This window comes from Roseococcus microcysteis (genome assembly GCF_014764365.1).
Taxonomy (GTDB): Bacteria; Pseudomonadota; Alphaproteobacteria; order Acetobacterales; family Acetobacteraceae; genus Roseococcus; species Roseococcus microcysteis.
Map to the genome: position 1 here is coordinate 1501133 of NZ_CP061718.1, position 18602 is coordinate 1519734.

Here is an 18602-nt window from a genome sequence, read left to right on the forward strand (position 1 = left end):
AAAATGCTCGCCACAGGCCCCGCGCACTGTCAACCGGAACTTGAGCCTCAGGTCGGGACTTCCCCGGGCGGCTTGAGCGTGGCCAGCACGAAGGCCGAGCGCGTCTCCTTCACCCCCGGCATGCGCAGCAGGGCGCGCGTGGCGAAGTCGCCGAAGGTCTCCATGTCGGGGGCCAGCACATGCAGCAGATAGTCCATCTCGCCCGACATGGTGTAGGCCGCCAACACCTCCGGACGGGCGGCCAGCGCGGTGTGGAAGCGCTCCACCACCTCCTCGGCATGGCTTTGCAGCGCGACCTGCACGAAGGCCTGCAAGGGCAGTCCCACCCGCGCCGCATCCACGCGGGCGGCATAGCCCTGGATGACGCCCGCCTCCTCCAGCCGCCGCACCCGGCGCTGGCAGGGCGTGGGCGAGAGCCCGACCCGTTCGGCCAGCTCCACGATGCTGGCCCGCCCGTCGCGCTGGAGGGCCGCCAGGATGCGCCGATCGGTGCCGTCCAACGAAACTGTAGGGATTTTCGCCATATGGAGGTCCTTTCGTGGCGGATTCCTGCCGCCACCCCCGCAATATGGCACGGAGAAAGGCGGAAAAACCTCCCCCCGCTTCGCTAGACAGGAAGGGAAACCCCGAGGAAACGCCCATGGACATCCCCCCCGACCGCACCGCCCTCGCCGGCGTCGTCAGCGCCGAGAATCCGATGGGCACGGACGGCTTCGAATTCGTGGAATTCACGGGGCCGGACACCGAGCATCTGCGCCAGGTCTTCACCCGCATGGGCTTCACCGCCGTGGCGCGGCACCGCAGCAAGGACGTGACGCTGTGGCGGCAGGGCGACGTGAACTTCCTGCTCAACGCCGAGCCCGCGAGCTTCGCGCAATCCTTCGGCCGGGTGCACGGGCCCTCCGCCTGCGCCATGGCCTTCCGCGTGGCCGATGCGGCGGCCGCCTGGGATCGCGCCCTGACCCTGGGCGCCCGCCCCTTCCATGGCCGCGTGGGGCCGATGGAGCTGAACATCCCCGCCATCGAGGGAATCGGCGGCTCGCTGATCTATTTCGTGGACCGCTACGGCCCCAGGGGCTCCATCTACGAGGTGGATTTCCGGCCGATCCCGGGGGCGGACCCCAACCCCGCGGGCCAGGGGCTGACGGTGATCGACCACCTCACCCACAACGTCCACCGCGGGCGCATGGACGCCTGGGCGGGCTTCTATGAGCGCCTCTTCAACTTCCGCGAGATCCGCTACTTCGACATCGAGGGGAAGCTGACCGGCCTCAAATCCAAGGCCATGACCAGCCCCTGCGGCCAGATCCGCATCCCCATCAACGAGAGCGCCGACGACAAGTCGCAGATCGAGGAATATCTGCGCGCCTATGGCGGCGAGGGCATCCAGCACATCGCCATGGGCACCACCGACATCCATGCCAGCGTGGAGGGGCTGCGCGCCCAGGGCGTGGGCTTCCTCGACACGCCCGAGACCTACTACGAGCTGCTGCCCCAGCGCCTGCCCGACACGGGCGAGGACATCGCGCGCCTGGCCGCCAACCGCATCCTGATGGATGGCTCGCCCTCGGGCGGGCGGCTGCTGCAGATCTTCACCAATACCGTCATCGGGCCGATCTTCTTCGAACTCATCCAGCGCAAGGGCGACGAGGGCTTCGGCGAGGGCAATTTCCGCGCCCTGTTCGAGAGCATCGAGCTGGACCAAGTGCGGCGGGGCGTGCTGGCGGGGTAGGTCGAGTCATCCGCCAACGGCGCGGCTCTCCGTGGCCGCGCCGGCGGTTAATTCTTTTTTTATCCGGAACGACAAGGGTGCCCCCGCCGGCCTGGCCGCGCGGCCGATCCACCACAGGTTCCACCGCGCAGCCCTGGCCCTCCAGCAAGGGACCTGCGCATGAATCTCCTTCGTCGCCTCGGCGACCTCTCCATCACCCGCAAACTCGCCATCGCCTTCACGGTGGTCATCCTCGCCGCCGCCAGCGCGGGGACCGTCACCTGGTTCCGCCTGGCCGACATCGAGTCCGCGACGAACTGGAACCGCCACACTTACCGTGTGCTCGCCCAGGCCGATCGCCTGGTGGCCGCCATGGTGGACCAGGAGACGGGGGTGCGCGGGCACCTGCTGAACGGTGACCGCGCCTTCCTCGAACCCTTCGAGGCGGGGCGGCGGGGCTACGCCGACGCGATGGCCACCCTGCGTCGCCTCACCGCCGACAACCCGGCCCAGCAGCTGCGGCTCGACGAACTCGACCGCGCGGCCCGCGGCTGGACCGAGGGCCATGCCGGGCGACAGATCGCCCTGATGGCACGTGGGGACGAGGCCTCGCGCCGCGAGGCGCGCCGCATGGAGGAAGAGGGCGCGGGCAAGGCCGCGATGGACGCGGTGCGCGCCAAGGCGGAGGAAATCGCCTCGCTGGAACGCCGGCTGCTGGAGGAGCGCAGCGCCGCCTCCGCCGTCGCCTTTGGCGAGGCGCGCCTCGCCCTGATGCTGGGCACGGGTATCGCGGCGCTCCTGGCGCTGCTGGCCGGGCTTTCGCTGGCGCGCGGCATCGCCCGTCCCGTCTCACAGCTTTCGGGCCAGGTCGCGCGCATCGCCGAAGGGGACCTCACCGTGGAGGTGACCGGCACGGCCACCCGCGACGAGATCGGCACGCTGGCCCGCGCCGTGGCGGTGCTGAAGGAGAATTCGGCCCGCGCACGTGCGCTGGAGGCCGAGGCCGAGGCCACGCGCCTCCGCACCGAGGAGGAACGCCGCGCCGCGCAGCGCGCCATGGCGGTGGAGCTGGAGCGCACCGTGGGCGGGGTGAGCACGACACTGTCCGGCGCCGCGACCGAGTTGCAGGCCACGGTGGACAGCCTGGCGGGCCTCGCGGACCGCACCGCCGAACAGGCGGGCGCGTCGGCCGAGGGCGCCGCCCAGGCCAGCACCAATGTCCAGGCGGTGGCGACGGCGGCCGAGCAGATGGCCTCCTCCGTCGCGGAGATCACGCGGCAGGTGGCCGAGGCGGCGTCGGTGGCACAGCAGGCCTCGGACGAGGCGCGGGCCACGGATGGCACCATGCGCTCCCTGGCCGAGGCGGCGAGCCGCATCGGCGAGGTGGTGCGGCTGATCGGCGACATCGCCGGCCAGACCAACCTGCTGGCGCTGAATGCCACCATCGAGGCCGCCCGCGCCGGCGAGGCGGGCAAGGGATTCGCCGTGGTGGCGAGCGAGGTGAAGAGCCTGGCCGGCCAGACCGCGAAGGCCACCGAGGAAATCGCGCGCCAGATCGCGGAGATGCAGGACGCGACGGGCCAGGCCGTGGACGCCATCAAGACCATCGGCGTCACCATCGAACGCTCCAGCGAGATCGCGGCCGCCATCGCCGCGGCGGTGGAGGAACAGGGCGCGGCCACGCGCGAGATCGCGCGCAATGTGGGCGAGGCCGCGGCCGGTACGGGCGCGGTGTCCCAGCAGGTCGAGCGTGTGAACGAGGGCATCAGCGAGACGACGGGCGCCCTGCAGGAACTTCGCACGGGTGCCGAGGGCGTGGCCCGGCAGGGCGAGATGCTCCAGGCCGAGGTCGGTCGGCTGGTGGCGCGCCTGCAAGCGGCGTAGCGGGGTCAGCCGGGCAGGCGCACGGCCTCGCCCAGCGCGGGCACCAGGGCGAGCCAGCCGCGCACCGGCTGGCCCGCCAACCGACCGCGCAAGGCGGCCACCGGCCCGCCATGGGTGATGGCGAGCGTGCCCCCATGCGGCGGCAGCCCGGCGAACCAGGCCTCGATCCGTGCGGCGAGTTCCAGGGTGGTCTCGCCGCCGCCCGGTCGGAAGCTGCCGGGCGCCTCGATCATGCCCATCATGGCGTCGCCATGGGCAGCGTGGATGGCGTCCCAGGGCTGGCCTTCCCAATCGCCGAAGTCCCGTTCGGCCAGGGCTGGCACGACCTCCAGCGGCAGGCCCAAACGCCGGGCCAGCAGCCCGCCCAGGAAGCGCGCGCGCCGCAGTGGCGAGGCCTGCAACCGCGTGATGCCCGCGCCTTCCAGCGTCGCGGCCAGATGGCGCGCCGCCGCCCTGCCTTGCAAGGAAAGCCCCACATCCCGCACGCCGTAGCAGCGCCCGCGCCAATGCGCGGCCACCTCGGTGTGGCGCAGCATGATCACCACGCGGCGAAACCCAGCGGCACCAGCACCAGACCGGCGCAGGCGGCGGCCCCCATGGCATCGCCATTGGCCCCGCCCAGGCGGCGCAGCAGCAGGGCGCGATACCAGGCCAGGAATGCCAGGGCGCCAAGCAGGGTCAGCCCCATGCCGGCGGACGAAAGCCACGCGCCTGCCCCCAGCACCGGCAGCGCCATCAGGACAGCCAGGGCGAAGCGCCGCCCGTCCATGGCGCCGGCCACGCTGCCGCCCAGCCCCGGCAGGGCCGGCACGCGCCAGATCACGGCCAGCATCAGCAGGCGCGCCACGGCGCCGGCCACCACCAGCACCAGCGCGGCACGCCAGGGCTCGTCCTGCGCCACCAGCGCGGCCGCGCGCAGCGCCACGGCGAAGCCCAGCGCCAGCGCCCCGAAGGCGCCGATGGCGCTGTCCTTCATGATCCGCAGCACATCCTCGGGCGTGCGGCCGCCGCCCAGCCCATCGCAGAGATCGGCCAGCGCATCCTCGTGCAGCCCGCGCCCCAGCCAGGCGTCGAAGCCGAGCGCCAGCAGCACCGCGAGATAGAGCGGAAATATCTGCGCGGCGCCCAGCAGCACGAATGCCGAAAGGCCCGCCAGCAGAGCGCCCGCCCACGGAAAGAACATCAGCGCGCGCGGCAGGTCGCGCTGGAAGCGCGCCATGTCCTCGCCGGGCAGGGAGAGGCGGCTCAGGAAGCGCAGCGCCAGCGCCAGGGGCTGCACCCAGTCGCGCATCAGCCGCCCGTGACTTCCGCCAGCGTGGCGACTTCGGTCAGCAGGGCGGCGGCGGCATCCAGCAGGGGCAGCAGCAGCGCGGCGCCGCTGCCCTCCCCCAGGCGCAATTCCCAGTCGAGGAAGGGTTCGAGGCCGAGCTTCGCCAGCATCCGCGCATGGCCGGGCTCGGCACCCACATGGGCAGCGATGGCGCCATCCAGCGCGCCAGGGACGAGGCGCTGCGCCACCAGCGCCGCGGCTCCCACGATCAGCCCATCCAGCACCAAGGTCAGGCGGTGTCGGCTGCCCTCCGCGATGCAGCCGGCCAGCGCCGCGATCTCGTAGCCGCACAGCCCCGAGATGGCGGCAAGGTGGTCGGGTTCGGCCCGCGCACGCGCCACGGCGGCGGCCACCACGGCGCGCTTGCGGGCAAGGCTTTCCGGGTTGGCCCCAGCGCCGGGACCCACCATGGCCTCGGGCGCCTCCCCGGTCAGCAGCGCGCCCAGGGCGGCGGCGGCGGTGGTGTTGCCGATGCCCATCTCGCCCAGCGCCAGGACGGCGATGCCCTGGCCGGCGGCCTCGGCCGCCACGCGCGCGCCCAACGCCCAGGCGGCGTCGAACTCGTCCACGGACATGGCGGGGCCATGGGCGAGGCTGGCCGTCCCGCGCCCCACCCGCGCATCGAGGAAGCCCGGCCCCGGCGCCAGGCCCTCGGTGAGCGAGCCCGCATCCACCAGCAGGAACTCCGCCCCCGCCGCGCGGCCCAGCGCGCTGGCGGAGGAACGCCCCTCGCGCATCAGCCGCATCATGGCACCCGTGACGGCGGAGGGCCAAAGCCCCACCCCATCCGCCACCACGCCATGATCGCCGGCGAAGATGACAAGGCGGCGGGGGCGCGTGCGCGGGTCGAGCCGCCCCTGGGTGGCGGCGAGGCGCAGCGCCAGGCGTTCCAGCTTGCCCAGGCTGCCGGGTGGCTTGGCGAGCGCGTCGAGGCGGGCCTTGGCATCGGGGGTCATGGGGCGGCGCCCTCCTCGGCGATCATGTGGAAGAAGCTGCCCGAGACATGGCCGCGCCGTCCGCCGGCCGGGCCGAGGTCGCGCCCCTCGCCATCTTGCAGCGCGGCGAAGGGCGCATCGGTGCCGGGGTTCGCCTCGGTGGCATAGTGGAACTCATGGCCGCGCAGATGCCGGCCGGCCGCGCCCAGCACCCCATCCGCCAGCAGCCGCGCGCGGCGATAGCCCAGGTGCAGCCGCCGCGTGGCGAAGCTGGTGGCGTGGCCGAGCAGCCCCGCCATGGCGTGGGTCTGCCCGGCCGCGTCGGTCAGCGCCTCCCCCAGCACGATGTAGCCGCCGCACTCGCCATGCACCGGGCGGGTGGCGGCGAAGGCGGTGAGCCCCGCGCGGAAGCGCGTGGCGGCGGAAAGGCGCGCCGCGTGCAGTTCCGGGTAGCCGCCCGGCAGCCAGCAGGCATCGCAACCGGGCGGCGGCGCCTCGTCAGCCAGCGGCGAGAACGGAAAAACCTCCGCCCCGGCCGCCCGCCAGCCGGCCAGAACATGCCCATAGACGAAGGAGAAGGCCGCATCCCGCGCCAGCGCGATGCGCTGCCCCGGCGGCCGCAGCGCCACCGCGCGGCCGGGATGCAGCCGCACCGGCTGGGCCGCGGCCATGATGCCCTCCAGGTCCAGATGCGCCGCGGCCATGGCGGCGAGCCGCGACAGCGCCTCGGCCAGGGCCGGGTGTTCCTCGGCCTGGACGAGGCCCAGATGGCGCTCCGGCAGGGCGGGCGGCGCGTCCTTCGGAATGCCGCCCAGCACGGGGATGCCGAGCGGCGCCATGGCCTCCTCCACCAGACGGCGGTGGCGGGGGCTGCCCAGGCGGTTCAGCACCACGCCCGCGATCCGCACGGCGGGGTCATGGGTGGCGAAGCCGCGCAGCATGGCGGCGGCGGTCTGCGCCTGCCCGCCCACATCCAGCACCAGCAGCACGGGCAGCCCGTGCCGCGCGCAGAGATCGGCCGCCGAGCCGCGCTGCCCCTCCGGCCCCGGGATGCCGTCGAAGAGGCCCATGGCGCCCTCGGCCAGCAGCAGGTCGGCGCCCTCCGCGGCCTCGGCCAGCAGCGCGTCGCGCAGCGCCTCCGGCATGGCCCAGCTGTCCAGGTTCATGCCCGGCCGCCCCGTCGCGGCGGCGTGAAAGCCCGTGTCAATGTAGTCCGGCCCGATCTTGGCCGCCCGCACCGCCACGCCCCGCGCGGCCAGGGCCGCCAGCAGCCCCAGCGTCACCGTGGTCTTGCCCGCGCCGGAGCGCGGGGCGGCGATGACCAGGCCGCGCATTCAGGCCAGCAGCCTGCCGGCATGGGCCAGCAGGCGTTCGCGCACCGCCACGATGGCGCCGATGCCGATGATGGCGGGGGAGGGAATCTCCATCTCCGCCAGCGCGTCCAGCCGCGTGACGATCACGGATTGGTCGGGCGTGGTCGCCCCCACCACCACGGCGGCGGGCGTGGCGGGCGGCAGCCCGCCCTCCAGCAACGCGGCCACGATGGCCGGCAGGGTGCGGGTCGCCATGTAGAGCAGGATGGGCTGGCCCGTGCGCGCCAGCGCCGCCCAGTCCGGCGCCTGGGAGGTGTCGGCCGCGTGGCCGGTGGCGAGGATGATGGCCTGGTTGGTCTCGCGCATGGTAGCCGGGATGCTGGCCGCCGTCATGGCGGCGAGGCCCGAGGTCAGGCCCGGCAGCACGCGGAAGGGGATGCCGGCCTCGGCCAGGGCCACCGCCTCCTCGCCGCCCCGGCCGAAGACGAAGGGGTCGCCACCCTTCAGGCGCAGCACGCGGCGCCCGGCGCGCGCCTCGGCCACCAGCATGGAAGTGATCTCGGCCTGGCGGGCGGAGGGGCGGCCGCCGCGCTTGCCCACGAAGACGAGATCGGCGCCGGGGCGGGCGAGCGCCAGCACCTCGGGCTCGATCAACGCGTCATGGATGATGACATCGGCCTGGCCGAGGGCGCCCAGCACCTCCAGCGTCAGCAGGCCGGGATCGCCGGGGCCGGCGCCGGCCAGCCAGACCTCGCCCGGCGCCATGACGGGGCCGCGGGCAAGCAGCGCGGCAAGGGCTTCGGCGTTCATGCCGGGCCTATCGCGGGGCAGGGCGCCGCGCTACCGAAGCCGGCATGGATCAGGGCAAGACGCTGCGCCGCGGCTGGACCACGGGCGCCTGTGCCACGGCCGCGGCCAAGGCCGCCTATGCCGCGCTGCGGCATGGCGAATTCCCCGACCCCGTGACCATCCGCCTGCCCGGCGGCGAGACCCCCGCCTTCGCCCTGGCCCGCGCCGAGCGCCTGGAGGGCGGCGCGCTGGCCGCAGTGGTGAAGGATGCGGGCGACGACCCGGACGTAACCCATGGCGCGCTGATCCTGGTGACGGTCCGGCTTCTTCCGGCGGGCGAGGGCCTGCGCTTCAAGGCGGGCCCCGGCGTCGGCACCATCACCCGCCCCGGCCTGCCCTTGCCGCCCGGCGAGCCCGCCATCAACCCCGGCCCGCGCGCCATGATCCGCGCGGCGCTGGAAGAGGTCTCGCCCGACCCCGATGCCGAGGTGGAAATCTCCATCGCCGATGGCGAGAGGCTGGCCGAACGCACGCTGAACGGAAGGCTCGGCATCCTGGGCGGGCTGTCGGTGCTGGGCACCACGGGCATCGTCATCCCCTATTCCTGCGCCGCCTGGATCGATTCCATCCATCGCGGCGTGGATGTGGCGCGCGCCATGGGCATCGCGCATGTGGCGGGCAGCACGGGCAGCGCATCCGAGGCGGCGGTACAGAAGCTGCACGGCCTGCCGGATGTGGCGCTGATCGAGATGGGCGATTTCGTGGGCGGGATGCTGAAATACCTCCGCCGCCACCCCATCCCGCGCGTCACCGTGGCGGGCGGCGTCGCCAAGATGACCAAGCTGGCGCAGGGGCGGCTCGACCTGCATTCCAAGCGGGGGGAGGCGGATCTGGCCGCGCTGGGCGCCCTGCTGCCCGGTGCGGACCTGGCCGCGCGCATCGCCGCCGCGAACACCGTGGCCGAGGCCTTCCAGATCGCGGAGCAGGCCGGCCAGCCGCTGGGCGACGCCATCGCCATTCGCGCCTGGACGGTGGCCGCGGAGGCGTTGCATCCCGCGCCGACCGAGCTGGAGATCGTGGTCTTCGACCGCACCGGCCGGATGTTGGGGCGGGCGGATTTCGCTCCGGTCGCTCACAGCCCCTCCCTGCCGCGAAACCGGCGCTGATAGTCGGGCGCGTAGAGGGCGCTTTCCCGGAAATCCTCGGGCGCCAGCGCCGGCCCCACCAGGATCAGCGCCGTGCGCTCCACCCCCGCCGCCGCGACCTGCGGCGCGATGTCGGCGAGCGTGCCGCGAAACACCTGCTCATCGGGCCAGGAGGCGCGGACCACCACGGCGGCGGGGCAATCCGCGCCATAGAAGGGGAGCAATTCCTCCACGATGCGCGCCAGTTGCGGCACGGCGAGATGGATGGCGAGCGTGGCCCCGGTGGCGGCGAAAGCGGCCAGCCTCTCTCCCTCCGGCATGGGCGAGGCCCGGCCCGGCATGCGCGTCAGCACCACCGACTGCGCCAGCGCCGGCACCGTCAGCTCCCGCCCCAGCAACGCCGAGGCGGCGGCGAAGGCGGGTACGCCGGGGGTGAGGCTGACGGGAATGCCTCGCGCCTCCAGCCGCCGCTTCTGCTCGGCGATGGCGGAGTAGATGGACAGGTCCCCGGAATGCAGCCGCGCCACGTCCTGCCCGGCTTCGTGCGCGGCCACGCATTCGGCCTCGATCTCGTCGAGGCTGAGCGGCGCCGTGTCCACCAGCCGCGCGCCGGGCGGGCAATGCGCCAGCATCTCGCGCGGGATGATGGAGCCGGCGTAGAGGCAGACGGGGCAGCGCGCCAGGATGTCCCGCCCGCGCAGCGTCAGCAGGTCGGCCGCACCCGGCCCGGCGCCGATGAAATGGACGGTCATGGCCGCATCTCCGCCAGCGCGCAGGTGACGGCGCGGCCGGCGGCCAGCCGGGGGCCGATCAGCACGGCCCCGTCCCCCGCCCCGGCCAGGGCGGCGGCCTCGGCCAGGGAGGGCAGGCCGGTGGCCTCCAGCGCGCGGGCCGATCGGGTCAGGCAGTGGGGCGCGGCGGCGTGCAGCGCGGCCTCGGGCAGGGCGCGCAGCTCCAGGCCGAGGGTCACGGCCGCCTCCCGCAGCCCGGCTTCTCCTGCCTTGGCCGCGCTGGTCGCGAGCGCGGCCAGCGCCGCCCTCTCCCGCCCCGCCGCGGCCAGGGCGGCCGCGATGGCGGCCAGCACATCCTCTGCCGCCGCGCCGCGCCGGCAGCCGAGCCCCGCCACCATCATGGCTTGCGCCAGACCCATTGGGTCACCGGCATGGCGGCGCGCCAACCGGTCATGGACCCCACGGCCTCGGCGCGGGACAGGTTGATCCGCAGCATCTCCCCGCCCAACGTGGCGTGGCGGGCCAGCAGCAGGGCCTCGGTCTCCAGCGTCACGGCATGGGCCACGAAGACGCCACTGGGCTTGAGCGCTTCCAGCGCCGCGTCGAACACGCCGGGGTTATTGGCGCCGCCGCCCAGGAAGATGGCGTCCGGGGCGGGCAGGCCGGTGAAGGCGGTGGGTGCCTCGCCCACCACCAGGCGCAGGCCGGGCACGCCCAGCGCCGCGGCATTGGCGGCGGCGCGCGTGGCACGATCCTCCCGCGCCTCGATGCCGATGGCGTGGCAGGCGGGGTGCGCCAGCATCCATTCGATTCCGATGGAACCGGCACCGGCCCCCACATCCCAGAGCAACGCACCTGGGAAAGGCCGCAGGGCTGACAAGGCCAGCGCCCGCGCCTCCCGCTTCGTGAGTTGCCCGTCATGCTGGAACAGGGCATCCGGCAGGCCAGGCGCACGCGGCAGCCAGGTGGCATCCGGCGCCGCCACCACCTCCACGGCCAGGGTGTTCAGCGGGTGCGGCGCCGCCAGGGCGAAGCCCGCCGCGCTGGCGGTGCGGAGGCGCTCCTCCGGCCCGCCCAGCGCCTCCAGCAGCGACAGCCGGCTGTCGCCGAAGCCCGAACCCGCCAGCAGGGCGGCGATGGCGGCGGGCGCCTCGGCGCCGCTGGTCAGCAGGATCAGCCGCGCGCCGGGGTGCAGATGCGGGCGCAGCAGGGCCATGTCGCGCCCGTGCAGGGAGAGCGTGGTCACCTCCGCCAGCGGCCAGCCCAGGCGGCCGGCGGCGAGGCTGGCGGCCGAAGCCTGCGGAAACACCCGCGCCTCATGGGCCGGGATCTCGCGCAGCAGGCTGGCGCCGGCGCCGTGCCACATCGGGTCGCCCGAGGCCAGCACCGCCACGCGCCGCCCGCGCAGGGCCAGCACAGGCGCCACGCTGAAGGGCGAGGGCCAGGTTCGCGCCTCCCCCGTGATCCCCCCGGCCGCGAGGCGCAGATGCCGCGCGCCGCCGAACACGGTCTCCGCCCCGGCCAGTGCCGCGAGGGCCGCCGTGCCCAGCCCCGCCAACCCGTCCTCGCCGATGCCGATGATGGACAACCAGGGCACGGCGCGCGAAGCCTCATCCATGCGACCCCACCTCCTGCTGCTGGGCGGCACCACCGAGGCGCGGCTCCTGGCCGAAGCCTTGGCCGGGCGCGGCGATCTCGACGTGACCCTCTCGCTGGCCGGCCGCACGCAACACCCGCTGGCCATGCCCGTGCCGGTGCGGGTGGGCGGTTTCGGCGGCGCGGAGGGGCTGGAGGCCTGGCTGCGCGAATATCGGGTGGCGGCGCTGCTGGACGCCACGCACCCCTATGCCGCGCGGATTTCGGCCAACGCGGCGCTGGCCGCGCGGCGGGCGGGTGTGCCGCTGCTCTGCCTGGCGCGTCCCGCCTGGGTGCCGGAAGCCGGCGATGACTGGCGCCCGGTCGCCGATGTGGCCGCCGCCTGCGCCGCGCTGGGGGCTGCCCCCCGCCGCGTCTTCCTGGCGCTGGGGCGGCAGGAGGTGGCGGGCTTCGCCTCGGCACCCCAGCACCGCTACCTGATCCGCAGCGTGGATCCCATCACGCCGCCCCCGCCCATGCCGGACGTGACCTGCCTGACCGCCCGCGGCCCCTTCACGCTGGAGGATGAGGCGCGGCTGCTGGACGCGCACGGCATTGAAATCATCGTCTGCAAGAACAGCGGCGGCACGGCGAGCCACGCCAAGCTGGTCGCCGCCCGCGCGCGCGGCCTGCCCGTGCTGATGCTGCGACGCCCCGACATGCCGGACGCACCCTGCGTGACGAATGTGCGGGCCGCGCTGGACTGGCTCGCTCATGCGCTGAACCTGCGCGGCGTGTAGGCCAGCGGCGGCAGGCCCGGCCGCGCCACCACCCGCGTCTGCCGCGTGCCGATGATGATGCAGCTCGCCATGCTGGCGGGCTGGGTGGCGGCCTCCGCGAGCGGGGTGATCACCACCTGCTCCGCCGCGCGGGCCACGGCATGGCCGAAGATGACCGGCACCTCCGGCGGAAGATGGCGCGCCACGCAGGCGAAGGCCGCCCCCAGCTGCCAGGGCCGCGCCCGGCTGATGGGGTTATAGAGCGCGATGGCGAAGCCCGCCCCGGCGGCGGCGGCCAGGCGCTGCTCCACCACCTCCCAGGGCTTGAGGTTGTCCGAGAGCGAGATGGCGCAGAAATCATGCCCGAGCGGCGCACCGGCCCGTGCCGCCAGCGCCAGCATGGCGGTGATGCCGGGATGGACCCGCACCTCCAGCGCGCGCCATGCGGGCGGGCCATGCTCGATGGCCTCGCACACCGCGGCGGCCATGGCGAAGACGCCCGGGTCGCCGCCCGTCACCATGGCCACGTGCGCGCCTGCGCTGGCCGCGTCGAGCGCGGCGGCGGCGCGGTCCATTTCCTCGCGGTTGTCGCTGGCGTGGCGGGCCTGGCCGGGGTGCGTCGGCACGCGGTCGAGATAGGGGCCGTAGCCGTAGAGCGCCTGTGCCTCGGCCAGCGCCGCGTGGGCGGCGGGGGTGACCAGCGCCGCCTCGCCCGGCCCGATGCCCACCACGTCCAGCCGGCCGCTCATCGCGACCAGCCGGGCACGAGGATGAGCGAGAAATAAGGCGCGGGCGCCTCGTCGCGTTCCGCGAGGCGCAGCACGCGCTGCGCGGACGTGCCCACGCGCTCCGCGTAATAGGCCGCCTCCAGCCGTCCGGCGCGGGCCAGCGCCGCCCGCACGCGCGGCAGGTTGCGACCGAGCTTCATGATGATGGCCGCCTCGGTGCCGCGCAGGCGCTGGGTCAGCGCGTCCTCGTCCAGCGTGCCCTGCAGCACGGTCAGCACGTCATCGCCCTGGGCGATGGGCAGGCCCGCCAGCGCCCAGGCGCCGGACATGGCGGTGATGCCGGGCACCACCTCCGTGGGGAAACGATGCGCGAGCCGCACATGGAGATGCATGTAGGAGCCGTAGAACAGCGCGTCCCCCTCGCTCGCCACCGCGACGTCGCGCCCGGCTTCGAGATGGGCGGCGATGTGGGCGGCGGCCGCGTCGTGGAAGGCGTCCAACGCCGCGCGATAGCCTGGGTCGGCGCGCGGGATCTCCGTCGTCACGGGATAGAGCAAGGGCAATTCCACCACCCCCGGCCGCAGCCGGTCCGCGATGATGGCGCGCGCATTGCTCGGGCTGCCCTGCTTGGCGAAATAGGCGATGACCGGCACGGCATCGAGCAGCCGCGCGGCCTTCAGCGTGAGCAGTTCCGGATCGCCGGGGCCGAGGCCCAGCCCGTAGAGCCGCCCCGTCACAGCCCGGGCCTCGCCAGCGCGTTCAGGGCCGCCGCCGCCATGGCGCTGCCGCCCATGCGCCCGCGCACCACGGCCCAGGGGATGCCATGCGGCGCGGCCATCAGCGCTTCCTTGGATTCGGCGGCCCCCACGAAGCCCACCGGCATGCCGATGATGGCGGCGGGCCGGGGCGCGCCGGCCTCCAGCATGTCGAGCAGGTGGAACAGCGCGGTGGGCGCATTGCCGACGACGACGACGCTGCCTGCCAGATGCGCCTCCCACAGCGCCATGGCGGCGACGGAGCGCGTGTTGCCGATGCGGGCCGCCATCTCCGGCACGCGCGGGTCGCGCAGGGTGCAGATCACGGCGTTGTCGGCGGGCAGGCGCGCGCGGGTGACGCCGCGCGCCACCATCTCGGCATCGCACAGGATGGCGGCGCCTTCCTGCAAGGCACCGCGCCCGGCGGCGACGAAGCCGGGCGCGAAGGCGAAATGCGCGGCGGCTTCGACCAGCCCGCAGGCATGGATCATGCGGACCGCGATGTCCTCCTCCTCGGCCGTGAAGCGCGAGAGGTCGGCCTCGGCGCGGATGATGGCGAAGGAGCGTTCATAGATGGCCGCGCCATCGCGGATGTAGTCATGCATGGGCGGCAAACTCCCGCGCCAGCACGGCGCAAGCCTCCTGGGGGTCGAGCATCTCCGCCACTGTGTCGCCCGCCCGCCCGCGCCGGATCAAGCCCAGCCCCCGTGCCATGCCGACGAGGGTGCGGGTGGCCGCGCGGGGATGCGCGCAGCCCTTGGCGCAGCCCGAGACGTGCAGCAGCGCGCCCACCGGCACCAGGGGCGCCAGCGACGCGGCAAGGGCGCGAGTTTCCGTCAGCGCCGCGGCGCAGCCGGGCGCGCCCGGGCAGGCGGCGACGCGGCGGCGCGGGTCGGCCGGGTCGGTGATGAAGCCGAGGGCCTCGGCCTGGCGGCGCAGCGCGTCGGCGTCGGGCACGCCGATGGCCAGCAGGGCGCGGCCGGGCGCGCCACGCAGGGCGCGGGCGCCGCTGGCTTCCGCCAGGGCGATGAGAGTGTCCGCGTCCACCCGCCCGAAGGGCAGCCCCAAGCCAAGCGCCACGCCGTCGCGCAGCCGGTGCAGGCCGATGGGTTCGGGCGCTATTGCCCTTCCCCCGCCCGGCGCGCGGGTTCCATCACCCGCCATGGCGCGCAGCAGGTCCAGCGTGATGGAGAAGGCTTCGTCCTCCTGGGCCACGCCCAGCCATTCCGCGCCATGGCCGATCCGCCAGCCCTCGGGCGATGCCACGAGGCGCAGGTCGGCCGCCTCGGCCGCCACATGCAATGTGCCGCCGCCATCCACCAGCACCGTGGCCTTGGGCGGCAGGCCTGGCGGCGCGGCGGCGGCCAGGCGCGCGGCGAGCGGGCGGGGGTCGCGCACCTCGTCCAGCGCCTCGCCGGCCAGGGGCGACGTCATCACCAGCGCGCCGCGCGGCCAGTCCGCCGGCACGAGTTCCGCCGCGAGGTCCAGCGTCCCGGTGCGCAGCCCGCGCAGCTGCACGCTGCCGCGCGCGGTGATGTCGAGCAGCCCATTGCCCGCGCGCCGGGCGGCCTCGGCCAGCGCCACCCAGGATGCGGGCGGCATGGCGGCGGGGGGCAGGCGGGCGAGCAAGCCATCGCCCGTCTCCATGGGGGCGGCGAGGCTCGGGCAGGCGCCGCGGCGCATCAGGCGGGCTCCGTCAGCAGGGCGAGTTCGGCCGGCGTGGCGTTGCGGCGCGGGTGCCAGAGGCCGCGCCGCAGCGCATCGCCCAGGCGCAGCGCGATGGCCCGTGCGGCGGCGGGGTTCTCGCGGCGCAGGAAGTCGCGCACCGCCGCATCCCGCACATAGGCGGTGTGGAGGCGGTCCAGCAGCGCGCTGTCCACGGCCTGCGTGGTCTCGGCGAAGGCCACCAGCCGGTCCACCGTCTCGGCCAGTTCGGAGGCGCCACGCGGGCCGTGGCGCATCTGGCCGGCAATGAAGCGCGGGTCCACGGCACGTCCGAGCACGAGACGCCGCAGCGCCTCTTCCAACCCGCGCGCATGCGGGCGGGCGGGGTCGGTGGTGTCGAGCGTGATCAGCGCGGGCATGGCCCCCAATACCGCCGCCGCGGCCGCGAAGCCGCCGAGGTGCGCGACATCGGCGCCGCCCTGCAACAGGTCCCGCGCCGGATCGTCGCCCGGGTGCAGCAGGGCGTCCGCCTGCGCCACGCGCGCGGCGAAGCCGGCATCGGGCACGGCCTCGCCGCCCGGCCCGCCATAGCGGTGCGAGGCGGCGGCGAGATAGGCGCGGCCCAGCTCCTCGCGCGCGGTCCAGTCGCGGGAGGAAAGCGCCTCCTCCACACCCGCCCCATAGGCGCCGGGGGCCGCGCCGAAGATGCGCGCGAGCGGCTCGCCCGCGCGGCGCGCGGCGGCCAGCGGGTTTTCCTCCTCCGTCTCGTCGCGCGCGGCGACGGCGCGGATCGCAGCATCCAGCAGCGCGATCTGCGCCGGAAACAGGTCGCGGAACAGGCCGGAGATGCGCCAGGTCACGTCCACACGCGCGCGGCCCAGCACGGCGGGGGGCTGCACCTCGATGCCGGTGACGCGGCCCGTCGCCGCCTCCCAAACGGGCGTGCAGCCCAGCAGGGCGAGGCCCTGCGCGATCTCTTCGCCCCCCGTCCGCAGGGTGGCGCTGCCCCAGAGGTCCAGCACCAGGCGGCGCGGCATCTCGCCATGCTCCTGCGCGTAGAGGCGCAACGCCTCGGCGGCCGCCAGCCGCCCGAGTTCCATGGCGGTCGGCGTGGGCAGGCCGCGCGGGTCGGTGGTGGCGAGGTTGCGGCCCGTGGGCATCACGTCGCGCCGGCCGCGCGCGGGGGCGCCGGCTGGGCCGGGCGGGATGTGTCGCGCATCGAGGGCCGCCAGCAGGCCTGCGCGTTCGGACTCCGCGCAGGCCTGCTGCTCGGGCCCGGCGCCGGGGGCGGCGCGGCCATAGATGTGCAGCCCATCCTGCAATGCCAGTTCCTTCACATCGCACATCCAGGCGTCCAGGGCGCGCAGACGTTCGTCGCTGTCCTCGGGCAGGGCGGGCAGGCTGGGCACATCCGCGGCGCGCTGTTGGATGAGCTGCGCCAGGCGCTGGCGCCGCCGGCGGTCCAGCCCGTCGGCGGCGGCGAATTCGTCGAGCAGCCGGTCGAGCTCATGCAGTTCCGGCGCCAGGGCTGGCGTGGTCAGCGGCGGGGGCAGGTGGCCCAGCGTCACGGCGGCGATGCGGCGCTTGGCCTGGGCCGCCTCGCCCGGGTTGCTGACGAGGAAGGGATAGACCACGGGCAGCGCGCCCAGCACGCGCTCGGGGAAGCAATCGGCCGTGAGTGCCACCGCCTTGCCGGGCAGCCATTCCAGCGTGCCATGGGCGCCCATGTGGACCACCGCGTGGACGTCGCGCGCGCGGCGCAGCCAGAGGCCGAAGGCGCGCAGCGCGTGGCGCGGCGGCAAGGCGGGGTCGTGATAGGTGGCGCGGCGCTCGGCGGCGCGGCCACGGTCGGGGGCGACGGCCAGCAGGATGTTGCCGCACTCCACGGCGCGGAACCGGAAGGCGCCGGCCACGGCGTCCGGGTCTTCCTCGGGCGCACCCCAGGCGGCGTCGGGCGGCGCGGCGTAGTCCGCCAGTGGCCAGCTGGCGGAAGGCTCGGCCAGGGCGTCGAGCAGGGCGCGCGGCGAGGCGGGCGGCGAGCCCGTGTCGTAGCCGGCGGCGCGCAAATCCTCCAGCAGCGCCAGCACGCTGGCCGGCACGTCCAGCCCCACCGCATAGCCCGTGCGGCCCCCGGCGCCCGGATAGTCGGGCAGCAGCACGGCGAGGCGACGTTGCGCGGGCGGCGTTTCGCGCAGCCGCAGCAGCGCCATGACGCGCGCGGCCAGCTGCGCCACGCGGTCGGGCTCGGCGCGATTCACCTGGCGGGTGAAGCCCAGTTCCGGTGCGCTGGGGGCGGCGTCCTTGAAGCCGATGGCGCCGCCCAGCACGCGCCCGTCCAGCTCCGGCAGCACCACATGCATGGCAAGGTCCGCGGCACCCAGCCCGCGCGCACCGCCTTCCCAGGCCGTGCGCGCGGTCGTGGCGATGACGGCCTGGATGACCGGTGCGCCGCAGGCGGCCAGCACCGGCTCCGCCTGCCCTTCCGCGAAGGCGGTGCAGGAGACGATCAAGGCGGGGCTGAGGCGCGACAGTTCGGCCCGCAGGAAGGCCACCGAATGCGGCTCCTTCAGGCTGGCCACGAAGATGGGCACGGGGGCCACGCCCTGCGCGGCCAGCGCCTCGGCCAGCGCCGTGACGGGCGCCATGTCCTCCGCGAGCCGCATGGACCGGTAGAAGATGATGGGCACCGCAGGCCGCGTGCCGTCGGGCGCGGGCCATTCCGCGCAGAAGCCGGCGGGCGGCAGGGCCTGGGCGGGGGCGGCCTCCAGCGCCACGCCGCAATGCGCCGCCATGCGCCGCAGCACGCCGCGCAGCGCCGCCACCCCGCCGGCGCGGAAGCCCTCCAGCAGCGCCGCGCATTCTTCCGCCGGCAAAGTGGAGAGGGCGGGCAGGCGTGGATCGGCGCGGTCCTCGCCGGGCAGAACCGCGAGCGTGATGCCGCGTGCGCGGCAGAACCCGGCCAGCTGCTCGGCGCCATAGCGCCACCAGTCCAGCCCCCCCAGCAGCCGCAGCACGATGATGCGGGCCCCCACCGCCGTGCGGTCCAGCCAGAGGTCCACCGACATGGGGTGGCGCAATTCCCGCAGCGGCACCAGGCGCAGCGCGGGCAGGATGTCGCGCTCCGCCTCCCAGGCCGCGGCGAGGCCCGCCAGGTCGCTGTCAGTGAAGCTGAGCACCGCCATGGGCGCGGGCGGCTGGCGGAGGTCAACGGGCTCCGTCTGCTCGTCCAGCGTCGCGGTGGAGGTGTTCAGCAGGTGCATGG

Annotated in this window: 18 protein-coding genes; 4 read left to right on the forward strand and 14 right to left on the reverse strand. The window is 74.8% G+C overall.

Annotation, left to right across the window (positions count from 1 at the left end):
* Positions 1-47: 47 nt before the first annotated feature.
* Positions 48-500 (reverse strand): Lrp/AsnC family transcriptional regulator, encoded by a 453-nt coding sequence (locus ICW72_RS07120; protein WP_223880885.1) that lies wholly within the window; start codon positions 498-500, stop codon positions 48-50.
* Positions 501-640: 140 nt separating this feature from the next.
* On the opposite strand from ICW72_RS07120, the gene hppD reads away from it, so the two are divergent.
* Together hppD and ICW72_RS07130 are read left to right on the forward strand one after the other, a co-directional pair.
* Positions 641-1732: a 4-hydroxyphenylpyruvate dioxygenase gene (gene hppD, locus ICW72_RS07125; RefSeq protein WP_191085565.1), complete on the forward strand. Its 1092-nt coding sequence runs from the start codon at positions 641-643 to the stop codon at positions 1730-1732.
* Positions 1733-1891: 159 nt separating this feature from the next.
* A complete protein-coding gene (locus tag ICW72_RS07130) occupies positions 1892-3595 on the forward strand; it encodes a methyl-accepting chemotaxis protein (protein WP_191085566.1) in 1704 nt (567 codons plus the stop codon).
* A gap of 5 nt (positions 3596-3600) precedes the next feature.
* Here the strand turns inward: ICW72_RS07130 and ICW72_RS07135 are convergent, their stop codons facing one another.
* From ICW72_RS07135 to cobA, 5 genes are read right to left on the reverse strand one after another with little or no spacing between them, the layout of a single operon-like run.
* A complete protein-coding gene (locus ICW72_RS07135; protein ID WP_223880961.1) occupies positions 3601-4131 on the reverse strand; it encodes a histidine phosphatase family protein in 531 nt (176 codons plus the stop codon).
* Positions 4132-4133: 2 nt separating this feature from the next.
* Complete coding sequence (locus tag ICW72_RS07140; protein ID WP_191085568.1) at positions 4134-4886, reverse strand: adenosylcobinamide-GDP ribazoletransferase; 753 nt, start codon at positions 4884-4886, stop codon at positions 4134-4136.
* Positions 4886-5881 (reverse strand): nicotinate-nucleotide--dimethylbenzimidazole phosphoribosyltransferase, encoded by a 996-nt coding sequence (gene cobT / locus ICW72_RS07145; protein ID WP_191085569.1) that lies wholly within the window; start codon positions 5879-5881, stop codon positions 4886-4888. Before cobT ends, ICW72_RS07140 begins: the two co-directional genes overlap by 1 nt.
* Complete coding sequence (locus ICW72_RS07150; RefSeq protein ID WP_191085570.1) at positions 5878-7194, reverse strand: cobyrinate a,c-diamide synthase; 1317 nt, start codon at positions 7192-7194, stop codon at positions 5878-5880. Before ICW72_RS07150 ends, cobT begins: the two co-directional genes overlap by 4 nt.
* The gene (cobA, locus tag ICW72_RS07155) at positions 7195-7983 is read right to left on the reverse strand and encodes a uroporphyrinogen-III C-methyltransferase (RefSeq protein ID WP_191085571.1); all 789 of its coding nucleotides are present in this window, start codon (positions 7981-7983) and stop codon (positions 7195-7197) included. It lies immediately after the preceding gene.
* Between the two features lie 44 nt (positions 7984-8027).
* On the opposite strand from cobA, the gene ICW72_RS07160 reads away from it, so the two are divergent.
* The gene (locus ICW72_RS07160) at positions 8028-9128 is read left to right on the forward strand and encodes a cobalt-precorrin-5B (C(1))-methyltransferase (protein WP_191085572.1); all 1101 of its coding nucleotides are present in this window, start codon (positions 8028-8030) and stop codon (positions 9126-9128) included.
* Here the strand turns inward: ICW72_RS07160 and cobM are convergent.
* Genes cobM through cbiE form a run of 3 tightly spaced genes read right to left on the reverse strand, consistent with a single transcriptional unit; the run spans position 9095 to position 11456 of the window.
* On the reverse strand, positions 9095-9859 hold the full coding sequence (gene cobM, locus ICW72_RS07165) for a precorrin-4 C(11)-methyltransferase (protein WP_191085573.1): 765 nt from the start codon (positions 9857-9859) through the stop codon (positions 9095-9097). The genes ICW72_RS07160 and cobM overlap by 34 nt on opposite strands.
* Positions 9856-10257, reverse strand: coding sequence for a cobalamin biosynthesis protein (locus ICW72_RS07170; protein WP_223880886.1), 402 nt, complete (start codon positions 10255-10257; stop codon positions 9856-9858). Before ICW72_RS07170 ends, cobM begins: the two co-directional genes overlap by 4 nt.
* Positions 10236-11456 (reverse strand): precorrin-6y C5,15-methyltransferase (decarboxylating) subunit CbiE, encoded by a 1221-nt coding sequence (cbiE, locus tag ICW72_RS07175; protein ID WP_191085574.1) that lies wholly within the window; start codon positions 11454-11456, stop codon positions 10236-10238. Before cbiE ends, ICW72_RS07170 begins: the two co-directional genes overlap by 22 nt.
* Here cbiE and ICW72_RS07180 point away from each other — a divergent pair.
* Complete coding sequence (locus tag ICW72_RS07180; protein ID WP_191085575.1) at positions 11455-12213, forward strand: cobalt-precorrin-6A reductase; 759 nt, start codon at positions 11455-11457, stop codon at positions 12211-12213. The genes cbiE and ICW72_RS07180 overlap by 2 nt on opposite strands.
* Here ICW72_RS07180 and ICW72_RS07185 read toward each other — a convergent pair.
* The 5 genes from ICW72_RS07185 to cobN are packed head-to-tail and all read right to left on the reverse strand — an operon-like array spanning position 12186 to position 18600.
* Positions 12186-12941: a precorrin-3B C(17)-methyltransferase gene (locus ICW72_RS07185; RefSeq protein ID WP_191085576.1), complete on the reverse strand. Its 756-nt coding sequence runs from the start codon at positions 12939-12941 to the stop codon at positions 12186-12188. The genes ICW72_RS07180 and ICW72_RS07185 overlap by 28 nt on opposite strands.
* Positions 12938-13657, reverse strand: coding sequence for a precorrin-2 C(20)-methyltransferase (locus tag ICW72_RS07190; protein WP_191085577.1), 720 nt, complete (start codon positions 13655-13657; stop codon positions 12938-12940). Before ICW72_RS07190 ends, ICW72_RS07185 begins: the two co-directional genes overlap by 4 nt.
* The gene (locus tag ICW72_RS07195; RefSeq protein WP_191085578.1) at positions 13654-14280 is read right to left on the reverse strand and encodes a precorrin-8X methylmutase; all 627 of its coding nucleotides are present in this window, start codon (positions 14278-14280) and stop codon (positions 13654-13656) included. The genes ICW72_RS07190 and ICW72_RS07195 overlap by 4 nt, the downstream gene beginning before the upstream one ends.
* Positions 14273-15358, reverse strand: a complete 1086-nt coding sequence (locus tag ICW72_RS07200) for a nitrite/sulfite reductase (RefSeq protein WP_191085579.1) — start codon at positions 15356-15358, stop codon at positions 14273-14275. The genes ICW72_RS07195 and ICW72_RS07200 overlap by 8 nt, the downstream gene beginning before the upstream one ends.
* The gene (gene cobN / locus ICW72_RS07205; RefSeq protein WP_191085580.1) at positions 15358-18600 is read right to left on the reverse strand and encodes a cobaltochelatase subunit CobN; all 3243 of its coding nucleotides are present in this window, start codon (positions 18598-18600) and stop codon (positions 15358-15360) included. Before cobN ends, ICW72_RS07200 begins: the two co-directional genes overlap by 1 nt.
* Positions 18601-18602 lie beyond the last annotated feature (2 nt).